The sequence below is a fragment of the Candidatus Methylomirabilota bacterium genome (genome assembly GCA_036002485.1).
In the GTDB taxonomy this organism is placed as follows: Bacteria; Methylomirabilota; Methylomirabilia; order Rokubacteriales; family CSP1-6; genus AR37.
Genome location: DASYTI010000149.1, coordinates 1 through 13302, shown reverse-complemented (window position 1 = coordinate 13302; position 13302 = coordinate 1). Strand labels below are relative to the sequence as shown.

Genomic DNA, 13302 nt, shown 5'->3' with positions numbered 1-13302 from the left:
TTCCTCCACGCGATCTCGAGCGGCTATCAGTTCACGGAGGCCTTCGGCGCGCTGGCCGAGCTGGACTGGGAGGAGACGCCGTACGGGATGACCTACATCGCCACACGGCGGCTCGGCGATCTGGTCTGGGTGCGCGTGGCGGACTTCATGGCGCCCAACGTTCACCAGTTCACCCGCGAGTTCGAGGACGCCACGCAGGAAAAAGCCGCGAGCCGGCCGGTGGTGATCCGCTGGGCCGTGCCCATCGACGACACGCACACGTGTAACATGGAGCTGGCCCAGGTGGATCCGGCGTGGGGGATGACGCCCGAGCAGATCGGCAGCCCTGGCTTCGGCCAATCAGACGATCGGTCATATGAGGAGCGCCAGCGGCACCCGGCCGATTACGACGCGCAGTCGAGCCAACGCGAGATCGCCGTGCACGCCCTCGAGCACCTGGCGTCGACGGATCGCGGCGTCCTCATGCTGCGCAAGATCGTGCGCGACGGCATCCGCGCCGTCGCCGTCGGCGGCGATCCGAAGGAGCTCCTGCGCGAGCCCCGCCCGCCCATCGCCACCGCGTGTCAGGACCGGGTGCTCCGCATCCCGCCCGAGAAGGACGCCGAGGCTGACAAGCGCCTGCTCCGCGAGACGGGTCGCAAGGTGGCGCGCGGGGCTTAGACGCCGCACACTTGTCTCATGACCAGGGACGACAGCCGCGACACGTACCGCCCTGGCGAGATCGAAGAGAAGTGGCAGCGTACCTGGGAGGAGCGCGGCACGTATCGCCGCTCCGACCAGGATCTGCGCGACGCCCCCCGGCCCTTCTACAACCTCATGATGTTTCCCTATCCGTCCGCCGAGGGCCTGCACGTCGGCAACATGTACGCTTTCACGGGGGCCGACGTCTATGGCCGCTGGCGCCGCATGCAGGGCCACGACGTGTTCGAACCGATCGGGTTCGACGCCTTCGGCATCCACTCGGAGAACTTTGCCCTCAAGGTCGGCATGCATCCGATGGAGCTCATTCCGCGTAACATCGCCAACTTCACCCGCCAGCTCCGTCGCAGCGGCGCCATGTACGACTGGAGCCACACCGTCGACACGACCGATCCGCGCTACTACAAGTGGACGCAGTGGATCTTTGTCCAGCTCTTCCGGCGCGGACTGGCTGAGAAGCGCGAGGCCCCCGTCAACTGGTGTCCCTCCTGCAAGACCGTGCTGGCCAACGAGCAGATCATCGCCGGCGCCTGCGAGCGCTGCGGTACGCCGGTCGAGCAGCGCGTCCTCTCGCAGTGGTTCTTCAAGATCACGGACTACGCGCAGCGTCTGCTCGACAATCTGGCGTCCATCGACTGGTCGGAGAGCACCAAGCGCGCCCAGGAGAACTGGATCGGCCGGAGCGACGGCGCCGAGCTCCACTTCCTCATCCAGGGACCGGAAGCGCCCGCCCGCCGGCTGCGCATCACGGTCTTCACCACGCGTCCCGACACGGTCCTCGGCGCCACCTTCATGGTCCTCGCGCCCGAGCACCCGCTGGTAGGCGAGCTGACTAGCGACGCCCGCCGCGCGGTAGTGGATGCTTACCGCGCCGCCGCCGCGGCCATGGATCTCGTCTCGCGAAAGAAGATGGACAAGCGCAAGACGGGTGTCTTCACGGGCGGCTACTGCGTGAACCCGGCCACGGGACAGGACATCCCCGTCTGGATCGCGGATTACGTGCTCATGGAGTACGGCACGGGCGCCGTCATGGCCGTGCCGGGGCACGACGAGCGCGACTTCGAGTTCGCCACGCAATACGGTCTACCCATCGTCCGCGTCGTCGCCGAGTCAGCCGCTGATCCCGACGCGCCCATCGAGCAAGCGTATCTCGGCCCGGGGGTGCTGGTCCGCTCCGGCGAGTTCTCCGGAATGGACTCGGAGTCGGCCAAGTCCGCGATCACCGAATGGCTTCGCGCCCGCGGACTGGGTCAGCCGCGCGTGCACTATCGCCTGCACGACTGGTGCATCTCGCGGCAGCGTTACTGGGGCCCGCCCATTCCCATCATCTACTGCCCGGCCTGCGGCGCCGTGCCCGTGCCCGAGAGCGATCTTCCCGTGGTGCTCCCCTACGTCGAGAACTACCGGCCCGATGAGAGCGGCACGAGCCCACTGGCCCGCGTCGAGGAATGGTATCGCGTGGCCTGTCCGCAGTGCGGCAAGGAGGGGCGGCGCGAGACCGATGTGAGCGACACGTTCCTGGACAGCGCCTGGTACTTTCTGCGATACCCCTCCGCCAAGCGCGACGACGTGGCCTTCGATGCCGAGCTCACGCGCACGTGGCTGCCCGTCAACATGTACATCGGCGGCGAGGAGCACGCCGTGCTGCATTTGCTGTACAGCCGCTTCGTCACCATGGCGCTGCACGATGCCGGCCTGCTCGCTTTCGAGGAACCCTACGTCACCTTCCGAAAGCATGGCCTCCTCATCAAGGACGGCGCGAAGATGTCGAAGAGCCGCGGCAACGTGGTCGTCCCCGACCATTACATCGAGCAATGGGGGGCGGATACGTTTCGCACCTACCTGATGTTCCTCGGCCCGTATCAGGAAGGCGGCGACTTTCGCGACCGGGGCCTCCAGGGCCCGTACGGCTTTCTGAATCGCCTGTGGGAGACCGTGGTGCCCATCGAAGAGTTGGGATCGGCTGCGCCTGACGCCAAGCTCGAGCGACACCTCCACCTCACCATCCGCAAAGTTACCGAGGCCATCGCGACGCTCCGCTACAACACCGCCATCGCCGCGCTCATGGAATATCTCAACGCCGTGCGCGAGGGTGGCCGTCGCGCCAACCGCGCCGAGGTGGAGCCGCTCGTGCAGCTCGTCGCGCCGATCGCCCCCCACATTGCCGAGGAGCTGTGGCAGCGGCTCGGCCATGCCAGCAGCCTGTTCGACGGCGTGACCTGGCCCGCCTACGATGCCGTCAAGGCCACCGCCGATACCGTTCAGATGGTCGTCCAGGTCAACGGCAAGGTACGCGGACGCATCGTCCTGCCGCGCGGCGCGTCCCAGGACACCGCGCGGGCCGCCGCCGTGGCCGAGGAAAGAGTCGGCCGCTTCCTTGGCGACAGCTCGGTCAGCAAGATCGTCTTCGTTCCCGATCGCCTCATCAACCTCGTCCTGGCCTAACCCGGTTCATACGTGACTACATCGCCACCCTGGTCTACTCAACCCTCGCCTCAGGGCTGCGCTCTTCAGCTCGAACTGCGGCCCTCTCCCCCAATGGGGGAGAGGGCAGGGTGAGGGGGACACGCCCTCGCGCCAACCATGGGCGTGCTTGTCAAGGTCGAGACTTGGGGATACGCTCTGCACCCGTGCGCATCGAGCGAATCGAGACCGTCATCCAGTTCGTGAGCGATCAGCAGGCTTCGAGCCAGTGGTATGCGCGGCTCCTCGGCATCGAGCCCACGCCGTATGGCGCGCCGTACTTCACGTTTGACGAGCACGCCTATCTGATCCTGGCCCCGGGCAAACCGGGGACGGGGCGAGGCGGCAGCGGCTGCTGGTCCCTCGTGGACATCGTGGACGAGGCCTACAAGGAGCTTCAGGCCAAGGGCTTCACCTTCAATGAGCCGCCCTTCGACATCCCACCCGGCCGGCTCGTCACGCTGCTCGATCCCGACGGCAACATCGTGGGGCTGATCGACAACTCGAAAGGCGGCATGCCCGGCCAGCATGCCTGAGCTGCCCGACGTCACCGTCTATCTCGAGGCGCTCGAGGCTCGCGTCCTGGGCGCGCGCCTGGAGCGAATCAGGTTGGTCAGCCCATTTGTTCTCCGCTCATTCGATCCGCCCACCTCCGCAGCATTTGGCCGCTCGGTCACGGGCCTTCGTCGGCTCGGGAAGCGGGTGGTGATCGCGTTGGAGGGCGATCTCTTCCTCGTCATTCATCTGATGATCGCGGGCAGATTGCACTGGAAGTCGGCGGGCGCCAAGGTGCCGGGCAAGTTCGGCCTGGCCGCCTTCGACTTCTCGACGGGGACGCTCACGCTGACCGAGGCGGGGACGAAGAAGCGCGCGGCCATCCATCTGGTGCAGGGCGAGGCGGCGCTCCGGGCGCTGGCGCCCGAAGGGCTCGAGGTGCTCGACAGCGACGCGGCGACCTTTCGCGCGGCGCTCGAGCGGGAAAACCACACGATCAAGCGCGCGCTCACGGATCCCTACATTCTCTCGGGCATCGGCAACGCGTATTCCGACGAGATCCTGCACCGCGCGCGGCTCTCGCCCGTGAAGCAAACGCGAAGCCTGAGCGACGAGGAGCACGCGCGGCTCTTCGAGGCGACGCGCGCCACGCTCCTCGAATGGATCGAGCGGCTCAGGCAGGAGGCCGGCGGCGAGTTCCCCGAGGGCGTGACGGCTTTTCGGCCGCAGATGGCCGTCCACGGCCGCTACGGCAAGCCCTGCTCCGAGTGCGGCGCCCCCGTGCAGCGTATCCGCCATGCGGACAACGAGACCAACTACTGCGCCAGGTGCCAGACGGGCGGCAAGCTCCTGGCCGATCGCGCGCTGTCCCGGCTGTTGAGGGCCGACTGGCCCAAGACGCTCGAGGAGATGGAAGAGCGCCGCGGCCTCGCGCCCCAGAGTAAGATAGGCGGGCCTACACGGAGGGGGCGCTCATGATCACAGTGGGAGAGTTCATCCAGGGCGGGCTCAAGCAGCTTCACACGAACATGGACAAGCAGCTCGACGGCATAACGCCCGAGCAGCTTCACGCCGTCCCCGGCAATAACCCCAAGGCCAATACCATTGCCTGGGGCCTCTGGCACTACGTCCGCACCGAGGACAATGTGGTGCGCTACATCCTCCAGAACAAGAAGATGCCCCAGTGGATCGAGGGCGGCTATGCGGAGAAGCTCGGGCTGCCGCCCAATGCCCAGGGCACGGGCATGTCGACGGCCGATGCCCAGGCGCTCCGCCTCAAGGACATCAACGTCTTCCGGGAGTACATGCAGAAGGTCTTCGCCGACACCGACGCCCTCATCGTCAGCAACGATCCCGCGCTCCTCGACCGCACCGTGACGGTCAAGCCGCTGGGCGAGATGCACGCCATGCGCGCGCTGGGCAGCGTCTGCCTGACCCACGGCATGACCCACTTCGGCGAGATCGAGCTGGCGCGCACGCTGGTGGGCGCGGGAGCCGTCACCTCGGTCTAGCGCGAACCAGCCATGAACGGTCGTTCGCATCGCCCCCTCACCCTCCCCTCTCCCCCGCGACGGGGGAGAGGGATGCAAAGATCCTCGTCATGCTGCCCTCTTCCTTCTGACCCCTCATTGGGAGAGGGGATGAGGGTGGCCGCGTCACGCTGTACTCCTCCTCCTCATCCCTCTCTCCCAATGGGGGAGAGGGCCGCAGTTCGAGCCGAGACGCCCCCCTCGGGCGACGAGGCGAGGGCTGAGTAGGGCGAGGGGGAGCGTATGTTCGCGAGCCATTTGAGCTGGCGCCTCGTGACCACGCATTGGCCGCTACGACGCCTCACGACTGGAATCGCCATGGCCGCGGCGCTGCTTGCTCCCGCGCCGGCGCTCGCGGAGATCCTGCTGCCGCCCGGCTTCACCGTCAAAGTCTACGTGACGGGCGACGGGTTCGAGACGACGGGCGGCACGGGCGGACGCGGGATCCCCACGACGCCCACCATCGCCGTGGACCACACGGGGGCGCTTTATCTCGCGCGCAGCGGCCGCCGGTACAGCGCCGGCGAGTTCGACTACCTCCAGCGCATGTACCGCATTCCCCCCGGCGGCGCGCGAGTTACCGCGGCGACCGAGGCGCGCTACTTCTACGGCCCGCCGCTGATCAATGCGCAGGTGGCCAGCGCTCGCGGCGGCCGCGAGCTCTTCGTCACCACCTTCGATCGCGATCGCCGAGTGGGCGTTCTGTACCGACTCGCCGAGGGCCGCGCCCAGCTCTTCGCGGGGGGCACGCCGGAGCACGGGCTGCCGGCGGCGCTGATCCAGCCGGAGGGGGCGGCCGTGGACGCCGCCGGCCATGTCTACGTCGCCGACCGCGAGCGCGGCGTGGTGGCGCGGCTCGACGCCAGCGGGCAGATGCTCGACCCGAGCTATGTCCGCGTCACCCGCCCGCGCGCGCTCGCCGTGGACGAGACCGACCACCTGTGGATAGGCAGCGACGGCAAGGCGGAGGCGCCGTGGCAGCCCGGTCCCGGCGAGATCTGGCGGGTGCGCCCCGGCGGCGAGTCTCGCCTCGTGCTCGAGGGGCCCATGGCCCAGGGGCTTGTCCCGGGCCCGGGCGGCGTCATCTTCACCGCCGACCGTCAGAAGGCCGAGATCTTCGCGCTCAGCCCCGAGGGAAACCGGATGGACCTCGCGCGCTTCACGGACGGCGACGCGCCCCGCGGCCTCGCTTTCGTGCCGATCACTGCCGAGACGCGGGCCAACGGGCTGGCGGGTGATCTCTTCGTGGCCGTCACCCGGAGCGGCTCGTTCCAGCTCAACGAGATCTTGCGCATCTCCGGGCCATTCGCGGATCTGGTGCAGAACCGCCTGGGAGCCAAGTGAAATCGTTCCGCTTCGGGATCAACGCGCGCGACGCCAAGTCGCGGGCCGAGTGGCAGGACAAGGCGCGCAAGGTTGAGGCTCTCGGTTACTCGACGCTCATGGTGCCCGATCATCTCTGGCCCGTCCTGGCACCCATACCGGCCCTGCTCAGCGCCGCCGCCGCCACGAGCACCCTCAGGGTCGGCACGAATGTCATCAACAACGACCTCCGTCACCCCGTGCTCCTCGCGCGTGAGACGGCGACGGTAGATCTCCTGACTGATGGCCGGCTCGAGCTGGGGCTGGGCGCCGGGTACGTGCGAGCAGAATATGATCAGGCGGGGCTGCGCTTCGATCGAGGGGGCATCAGGGTCGAGCGGCTCGCCGAGACGGTGACGATCATCAAGGGCTTGCTGGGCGGAACGGAAGTCAATTTCGCCGGTCAGCACTATCGAGTCACCGGCCACAAGATTCACCCGCTCCCGATCCAGCAGCCCCATCCGCCCATCATGATCGGGGGCAATGGCCCGCGCCTCCTCACGCTGGCCGCGAAGGAGGCCGACATCGTGAACTTCACGGGCATCACCTTCGCACGGGGCGGCACGGAGCACGACATGTCCGCGTGGAGAGTGCCCGCCATGGATGAGCGCATGCGGCTCGTGCGAGAGGCGGCCGGCGCGCGCTTCGACCGGCTCGAGCTGAGCGCTCAGATCCAGCGCGTCATCGTGACGGACAATCGGCGCCAGGCCGCCGAGGAGCTGGTCAAGACCTGGACGCAGCTCACCGCCGAGGAGATCCTCGAGAGCCCCTACGCGTTGATCGGCACCGTGGACGAGATGGTCGAAACCCTCCACGCGCGCCGGGAGCGCTGGGGCCTCTCCTACTTCGTCACCTTCGATCCCTTGATGGAAGCGCTCGCCCCCATCGTGGCCCGACTCGCCGGAAAGTAGCGCCCAGCCTCGGATGAAGCCGTTCCGATTCGGGATCAATGCGCGGGATGCGGGATCGCGAGCCGAGTGGCAGGACAAGGCCCGCAGAGTCGAGGACCTTGGCTACTCCGCGCTCATGGTGCCCGATCACCTCGCCGCCATGCTGGCCCCAATTCCGGCGGCGGTCAGCGCCGCGGCCGCGACGACGAGCCTCCGAATCGGCACGAATGTGCTCAACAACCACTTCCGCCATCCCGTGCTCGTGGCGCGTGAGGCCGCGACAGCGGACCTGCTGACCGACGGCCGGTTCGAGCTCGGGCTCGGCGCCGGGCACATTCGGTCCGAACACGACCAGGCGGGGCTCCCCTTCGAACGCGGAAGGGTCAGAGTCGAGCGGCTCGCCGAGGCGGTGACGATCATCAAGGGCCTGCTCGCGGGGGCGGAGGTCGCGTTCGCCGGGCAGCACTATCGAGTCACGGGGCACACCATCCATCCGCGTCCGGTCCAGCGACCTCATCCGCCCATCGTCATCGGAGGCAATGGCCCACGGCTCCTCACGCTGGCCGCGAAGGAGGCTGACATCGTGGGTTTCACGGGCATCACCTTCACGCGGGGCGGCACGGAGCTGGACCTTTCCGCGTGGAGGACGGGGGTCACGGACGAGCGCGTGCGGCTCGTGCGCGAGGCTTCCGGGGCGCGGGCCGACCGGCTCGAGCTGAGCGCGCTGTTCCAGCGCGTCGTGGTGACGGAGCACCGCCGCCAGGCCGCGGAGGAGCTCCAGAAGAACTGGAAGCAGCTCAGCGTCGAGGAGATCCTCCAGGCTCCCTTCGTGCTGATCGGCACCGTGGACGAGATGGTCGAAGCCCTCCACGCCCGCCGGGAGCGCTGGGGCTTCTCTTACTTCGTCACCTTCGAGCAATACCTGGAGACTATAGCCCCTGTCGTCGCGCGACTGGCGGGTAAGTAGAGCCACCCCCTCACCCTGCCCTCTCCCCCAATGGGGGAGAGGGATCGATTTTGGAATCCCTCTCCCTCTGGAGGAGGGAGAGGGCAGGGTGAGGGTGGGCGTTGCTCGCTAGTCCCGCCGTCACTTCCTCTTCCACAGGCCCTGGGAGGGGATGCGGAGCGCGCGGTTGAACTTGCTGGACGAATTCTCCCAAGCGATGACGGCGGTCAGCTCGACCACCGCGTCGTCGTCGTAGAACCGGCGGACTCGCGCGAACAGATCGTCGCTGACGTCGCGATCGCTGAGCGTAATGGTGTCCGCATACTCGAGAGCGACGCGCTCGGCTTCGGTGTAGAGCGGGCTGGTCGCGTAGTCGGCGAGCGCGAGGATCTTCTCGTCCGACACGCCGAGCTGGCTGCCCACGGCAGCATTGATGTCCTGTCAGAACTCGCAGCCGTTGAGGGCAGCCACGCGCCGGTTGAGTAGCGCCTGCAACTTGCCGTCGATCAGCCCCGAGCCCTCGATCCCCGCCCACATGCCCCGCGCGCCCCGCAAGATAGTTGGCCGCCGCGCGTAGACGAGATGGTTCAGCAGCGGCGCGCCCCACGTCCTGGTCTGGGCGGCCAGCACGTTCTTCACATAATCGTCCTGGACTTGCTCCGGCCGGACGCCGTCGATGCGCGCCATGTTTCCTCCTTGGATCAGAAGGCCGCGGTCACCAGGTTGACGGTCGTTGACGTATCGGGACAGCACACTGACGGCGCCGACGCCTCGGTGGCCACCATTCCTCGAACAACAACTGGTCGATCTCGGGAATCCCGCCCAGGCCCAGTGCCGGGAAACTTCACACTTTTCACAGCATATGTGAGTGGTACGGATTCTGCTCCTGAGAGCATGGTCATTCCAATCATCAAGGGGAAATCGCCATGCGAAAACTTCTGCTGGGAAGTGCTATGACACTGGCTCTGGTCGCGGGCATGCCTGCCATCAGCTCCGCCAGCATCATCTTCAACGTCAACCAGACCATTGGCGCGGGGGACGTGACCGGGACCATCACGACCGACGGTACGCTAGGGGCGCTGGCCTCCGTCAATCTCGTGGACTGGAAGCTGACGCTGGACGACGGCACCGCCACGTTTCTTCTGACCGCGGCAAACTCCGAGGTAGGATTCGCCCTGGGCGCCCCGCTCAGCGAGACGGCCAGCCAGCTTCTCTTCGACACCACGAATGGCGGTCTCGTGCTATTTCAGAATCCGTTCATCGGCTCGGGACAGCATTGGTGGTGCCTGGGCAATCCGGGAGGAGGCTGTTTCGGATTTCCCGGCACCGAGAACCTCCGCATCGATGGCGCCATCCAGACAGCTTCCTGGCAGGGCACCGTCGTCATCGGCACCGCTGAAGGGACCCCGCCGGCGGCCATTCCGCAACCAGCCAGCCTCGTCCTGCTCGGCCTGGGCCTCGGCGGCCTCGCCCTCTTTGCGAGCCCTCGCTGCCGATTGGCCCGACCCTCCTCACCCTGCCCTCTCCCCCACGGGGGGAGAGGGATGAAAAGAAATCCCTCTCCCTCTGGAGGAGGGAGAGGGCCGCAGTTCGAGCCGAGACGCCGCCAAGCTGCCGCAGGCACGAGGGCGGCGAGGCGAGAGCTGGAATAGTTAGGGTGGGGCGACGTTCTGGGATAAGCGCGCCTAGCAGCCGAGCTGGTCCGCGAGGTCGACGAAGTCGCGGGCGATCACGCTCCATTCGCGCTCGGGCTTGATGTCCTTGGTCTGGCCGGCTCCGTGCTCGGCGGGACGTGGCACGAAGATGGTCTTGAAGCCGATCTTCGACGCCGCGCCAAGATCGCCATTGTGCGCGGCGACCAGCGCGCATTCTTCCGGCTTCAGCCCCAGCATGTCCGCAGTGCCCAGATAGCACTCGGGCTGTGGCTTGTAGTGGCGCGTCACCTCGGCGCCCAGGATGGTATCCCACGGCAGCCCAGCCCGCTTGGCCATGTTGACCATGAGCGCGACGTTGCCGTTGGAGAGCGTGGCGAGAATGTACTTCTTCCTGAGCCGCGTCAGCCCGGGCACGGCGTCGGGCCAGGGATTGAGGCGATGCCAGGCGCGATTCAGATGATCCATGTCGGCCTCCGACACGCCTCTGAAGCCGAACTCGGCGCCGAGCTTGTCGAGGCTCTCGCGATGCAAGACATCAAGCTTGACCCACGGCCGTCGCCCGCTCCGCACCTCGTCCATGGCCGGCTGATACATCCCGCGCCAGCGGTCGGCGAAGGCGACCCAGTCGGCGGTGATCCCGTGCGCGTTCCCGAACTCCTGTCCTTCCCGCGTGATGCTCGAACGCCAGTCCACCACGGTGCCGAAGACGTCGAAGGTCAATGCCTTGATGGATGCCGGATCGAAGTGAGCCATGGTCTTGTCTCCTGGCCGCGTTAGTCGAGCGCGGGGCGCTTCTTCTGCCAGGGCCGCGCCTTCTCGAAGGCCGCCGCGGCCTGGAGCACGGTGAGATCGGCGAAGCGGCGGCCCACGATCTGCAGCCCCACGGGCAATCCCGCCTTGGTGAAGCCCGCCGGCATGGAGCAGGCGGGCTGGCCGGTGAAGTTGAAAGGATAGGAGAAGGACGCCCAGTCGAGCCAATCCCACGGATGCTGCGGCCAGCCCTCCGGATTGATGCGCCCGAGGGGAAGGGCGGGAACGGACACCGACGGCGTCAGCAGGAGATCGTACTTCTCGAAGAACGGCCGCACCGAGTCCCAGTGGATGAGCTTCCTGCCGCGCGCGTCGATGTAGTCCACCACGCTCACCTTCAGGCCGTCCTCGATGCAGGCCACGAAGGCCTGGTCCATCTTGTCGCGCCACTTGGGAAGATAAGGCGACCAGGCGCCTGCATAGTGCGCGCACCACATGGTGCGGATCATGTCGTGCGTGTCGGCAAAGCCGGGCGTCACCTCTTCGACCTTGGCGCCAAGCTCCTTGAACGCGCCGACGGCGCGCTTCACCACCTCGGCCACCTCGGGATCGACGCGAAGCCCGTCGAGGTTGGGGCTCCACGCCACGCGCAGGCCCTTGATGCCTCGGTTGAGCTTGCCCTGGTAATCGGCCGGCGCGCCGTCGAGGCTCGTGCGGTCCCAGTCGTCGGGGCCCGCCATGATGCCCATCATCAGCGCGGAGTCGCCCACCGTCCACGTCATCGGCCCGTTGTGGGTCGTGTAGTCGTTGTTCGACACGGGCCACTGAGGGATGCGGCCATAAGACGGCTTGTGGCCGAAGATGCCGCAAAAGGACGAGGGCACGCGGATGGAGCCCGCGCCATCCGAGCCCTGGTGGAGCGGGCCCAGGCCCGCCGCGGCCGCCGCGCCGGCGCCGGCGCTGGAGCCGCCGGTGTTGAACCCGAGGTTCCACGGATTGTGCGTATCGCCGGTGAGCGGGCAGCCGCTCAGGGCCTTCCAGCCGAACTCGGGCGTGGTGGTCTTGCCGATCAGGATGCCGCCCGCCTCTTTGAGCCGCCGCACGAATGGGGCATCGTGCTCGGGCACGCGGTCGGCGAAGATGTGCGAGCCCCCCATGGTCTTCACACCCGCCGTGAAGCTCAGGTCCTTCACCGAGAACGGGATGCCGTGGATGGGTCCGAGCTTGCGCTTCTTCATCACCGCCTGCTCGGCCGCGCGCGCGCCCTTCATCGCCGAGTCGGCCGTGACGGTGCAGAAGGCATTGAGCCGCGGGTTGAGCCGCTCGATGCGCTCGAGCACGGTGCGGGTCAGCTCGACGGGAGAGAGCTTCTTCGATCGGATGAGGGCGGCCAGCTTGGTCGCCGGCGTATAGCAGAGGTCCGCTTCGGTCATGGAGGCCTCCGGCAAGAGGTTACGGGCTGCTGGGACGAGTCTGGACCAGCACGGGGATGACGATGGGACCATTGCGCATCTGCTCGACGCGGAAGCGCACGACGGTGAGGCGCGAAGGACAGCACAGCGGATCAGTATCGGCATAGCGAGCGTACTGGACGGTCAGCTCGGAGGCGGAGACGACGCGGATCATGTTCTCCGCGCCGTCCTCGCGGGCATTCATGGGCGCTGGCGACAGAGTGCCAGCAAAGCGGCCCCTCACGAAGACGAACGCCTGGTACAACCGTGGCCGGCACATGCCGTCGACCGACGTGCTGGCGACGATGATGCTGGTCGGGCCATAAGTCGTGGCCGGGCCGATCAGCGACCAGCCGCGCGCTTTCACCGCGCGGTCCATGGACGTGTCCGGCGCGCGCACTTGATCCTTGCACCGCGGCGTATCCGCCGGATCTCCGTCCGGCGCGGGGCCCTCGGGCACGGGGCCTCGCATCTTGTTCCAGTTCGCCGGCTTCTCCTCATCGAGCCAGCTCGCGGTCTGGGCGGCGACAGCCGCGCCCGGTGCGACAAGCAGGAGCAAGAGGGCCATGATCACGGCAAGCACGGGCAGAGCATACCGGGCCGCACGGGCGAGCACAACGCGCTATGCTCGGAGGCCATGAGCGAGGTCGAGCGCGTCCATCCAGGCGCGGACATGGAGCGCTTCGTCAGGGAGCAGATGGCCTTCGTGGGCCTCGGCGCCGACGACATCGCCCTGATCCGCCGCACCGCGCCGCTCGTGCTCAAGCATGAGGCGGCGCTCACCTCCGCGCTCTACGACCACTTCCTCAAGTTCCCCGCCACAGCGCAGTTCTTTCTCGGCACGGATGGAGAGCCCGATCGCGAGCGCATCGAGCGGCGCAAGCACAGCCTGGGGCGCTGGCTCAAGGAGACGGCCGAGGTCGCCATCAACGAGGGCTTCGTCTACTATCTCCTCGGCGTCGCCCTCTCTCACAGCCATCGCGAGTACGGCCCCGGCGGCAAGATCCCGCCGCAATTCATGGTCGGCGCCATGAGCCTGACCCAGTCGGCGCTGGCCGGCGT

General features: G+C 67.4%; 15 protein-coding genes. 10 read left to right on the top strand and 5 right to left on the bottom strand.

The genetic code is table 11. The features are described 5' to 3' along the window. From VGT00_14640 to VGT00_14605, 8 genes are all read left to right on the top strand, one after another. Positions 1-660: aromatic ring-hydroxylating dioxygenase subunit alpha (locus VGT00_14640; protein HEV8532656.1), on the top strand; the 660-nt coding region annotated here is incomplete at its 5' end. An 18-nt stretch (positions 661-678) separates the two neighbouring features. Continuing rightward, entirely contained in the window at positions 679-3144 is a 2466-nt protein-coding gene (gene leuS, locus VGT00_14635) for a leucine--tRNA ligase (protein HEV8532655.1), read from the top strand. A 185-nt stretch (positions 3145-3329) separates the two neighbouring features. Then, positions 3330-3698: a VOC family protein gene (locus VGT00_14630; GenBank protein ID HEV8532654.1), complete on the top strand. Its 369-nt coding sequence runs from the start codon at positions 3330-3332 to the stop codon at positions 3696-3698. After that, positions 3691-4635 carry a DNA-formamidopyrimidine glycosylase family protein gene (locus tag VGT00_14625; protein HEV8532653.1) on the top strand — a complete coding sequence of 315 codons (945 nt, stop codon included), beginning with the start codon at positions 3691-3693 and terminating at the stop codon, positions 4633-4635. Before VGT00_14630 ends, VGT00_14625 begins: the two co-directional genes overlap by 8 nt. Beyond that, positions 4632-5168 (top strand): DinB family protein, encoded by a 537-nt coding sequence (locus tag VGT00_14620; protein HEV8532652.1) that lies wholly within the window; start codon positions 4632-4634, stop codon positions 5166-5168. Before VGT00_14625 ends, VGT00_14620 begins: the two co-directional genes overlap by 4 nt. A 336-nt stretch (positions 5169-5504) precedes the next feature. Beyond that, positions 5505-6530, top strand: coding sequence for a hypothetical protein (locus VGT00_14615; protein HEV8532651.1), 1026 nt, complete (start codon positions 5505-5507; stop codon positions 6528-6530). Continuing rightward, positions 6527-7459, top strand: a complete 933-nt coding sequence (locus VGT00_14610; protein ID HEV8532650.1) for an LLM class F420-dependent oxidoreductase — start codon at positions 6527-6529, stop codon at positions 7457-7459. The genes VGT00_14615 and VGT00_14610 overlap by 4 nt, the downstream gene beginning before the upstream one ends. A 13-nt stretch (positions 7460-7472) precedes the next feature. Continuing rightward, positions 7473-8405, top strand: coding sequence for a TIGR03621 family F420-dependent LLM class oxidoreductase (locus VGT00_14605; GenBank protein ID HEV8532649.1), 933 nt, complete (start codon positions 7473-7475; stop codon positions 8403-8405). A gap of 120 nt (positions 8406-8525) precedes the next feature. Here the strand turns inward: VGT00_14605 and VGT00_14600 are convergent, their stop codons facing one another. Together VGT00_14600 and VGT00_14595 are read right to left on the bottom strand one after the other, a co-directional pair. Continuing rightward, the gene (locus VGT00_14600; GenBank protein ID HEV8532648.1) at positions 8526-8807 is read right to left on the bottom strand and encodes a hypothetical protein; all 282 of its coding nucleotides are present in this window, start codon (positions 8805-8807) and stop codon (positions 8526-8528) included. Between the two features lie 18 nt (positions 8808-8825). Continuing rightward, a complete protein-coding gene (locus VGT00_14595; GenBank protein HEV8532647.1) occupies positions 8826-9071 on the bottom strand; it encodes a hypothetical protein in 246 nt (81 codons plus the stop codon). A gap of 266 nt (positions 9072-9337) precedes the next feature. Between VGT00_14595 and VGT00_14590 the strand changes: the two genes are divergently transcribed. Then, the gene (locus VGT00_14590; GenBank protein HEV8532646.1) at positions 9338-10036 is read left to right on the top strand and encodes a hypothetical protein; all 699 of its coding nucleotides are present in this window, start codon (positions 9338-9340) and stop codon (positions 10034-10036) included. Between the two features lie 33 nt (positions 10037-10069). On the opposite strand, the gene VGT00_14585 is transcribed toward VGT00_14590, so the two are convergent. From VGT00_14585 to VGT00_14575, 3 genes are read right to left on the bottom strand one after another with little or no spacing between them, the layout of a single operon-like run. After that, positions 10070-10792 (bottom strand): haloacid dehalogenase type II, encoded by a 723-nt coding sequence (locus tag VGT00_14585; GenBank protein ID HEV8532645.1) that lies wholly within the window; start codon positions 10790-10792, stop codon positions 10070-10072. Between the two features lie 20 nt (positions 10793-10812). Then, a complete protein-coding gene (locus tag VGT00_14580) occupies positions 10813-12222 on the bottom strand; it encodes an amidase (GenBank protein ID HEV8532644.1) in 1410 nt (469 codons plus the stop codon). 19 nt (positions 12223-12241) lie between these two features. Further along, on the bottom strand, positions 12242-12823 hold the full coding sequence (locus VGT00_14575; GenBank protein HEV8532643.1) for an LppP/LprE family lipoprotein: 582 nt from the start codon (positions 12821-12823) through the stop codon (positions 12242-12244). Positions 12824-12877: 54 nt separating this feature from the next. On the opposite strand from VGT00_14575, the gene VGT00_14570 reads away from it, so the two are divergent. Further along, positions 12878-13302: protoglobin family protein (locus tag VGT00_14570; protein ID HEV8532642.1), on the top strand; the 425-nt coding region annotated here is incomplete at its 3' end.

Excerpts from the sequence above, each read along its gene's own strand:
- leuS (HEV8532655.1), top strand. The coding sequence starts at position 679 with ATGACCAGGGACGACAGCCGCGACACGTACCGCCCTGGCGAGATCGAA.
- VGT00_14625 (HEV8532653.1), top strand. The coding sequence starts at position 3,691 with ATGCCTGAGCTGCCCGACGTCACCGTCTATCTCGAGGCGCTCGAGGCT.
- VGT00_14620 (HEV8532652.1), top strand. The coding sequence starts at position 4,632 with ATGATCACAGTGGGAGAGTTCATCCAGGGCGGGCTCAAGCAGCTTCAC.
- VGT00_14615 (HEV8532651.1), top strand. The coding sequence starts at position 5,505 with ATGGCCGCGGCGCTGCTTGCTCCCGCGCCGGCGCTCGCGGAGATCCTG.
- VGT00_14605 (HEV8532649.1), top strand. The coding sequence starts at position 7,473 with ATGAAGCCGTTCCGATTCGGGATCAATGCGCGGGATGCGGGATCGCGA.
- VGT00_14595 (HEV8532647.1), bottom strand. The coding sequence starts at position 9,071 with ATGGCGCGCATCGACGGCGTCCGGCCGGAGCAAGTCCAGGACGATTAT.
- VGT00_14590 (HEV8532646.1), top strand. The coding sequence starts at position 9,338 with ATGACACTGGCTCTGGTCGCGGGCATGCCTGCCATCAGCTCCGCCAGC.
- VGT00_14585 (HEV8532645.1), bottom strand. The coding sequence starts at position 10,792 with ATGGCTCACTTCGATCCGGCATCCATCAAGGCATTGACCTTCGACGTC.
- VGT00_14580 (HEV8532644.1), bottom strand. The coding sequence starts at position 12,222 with ATGACCGAAGCGGACCTCTGCTATACGCCGGCGACCAAGCTGGCCGCC.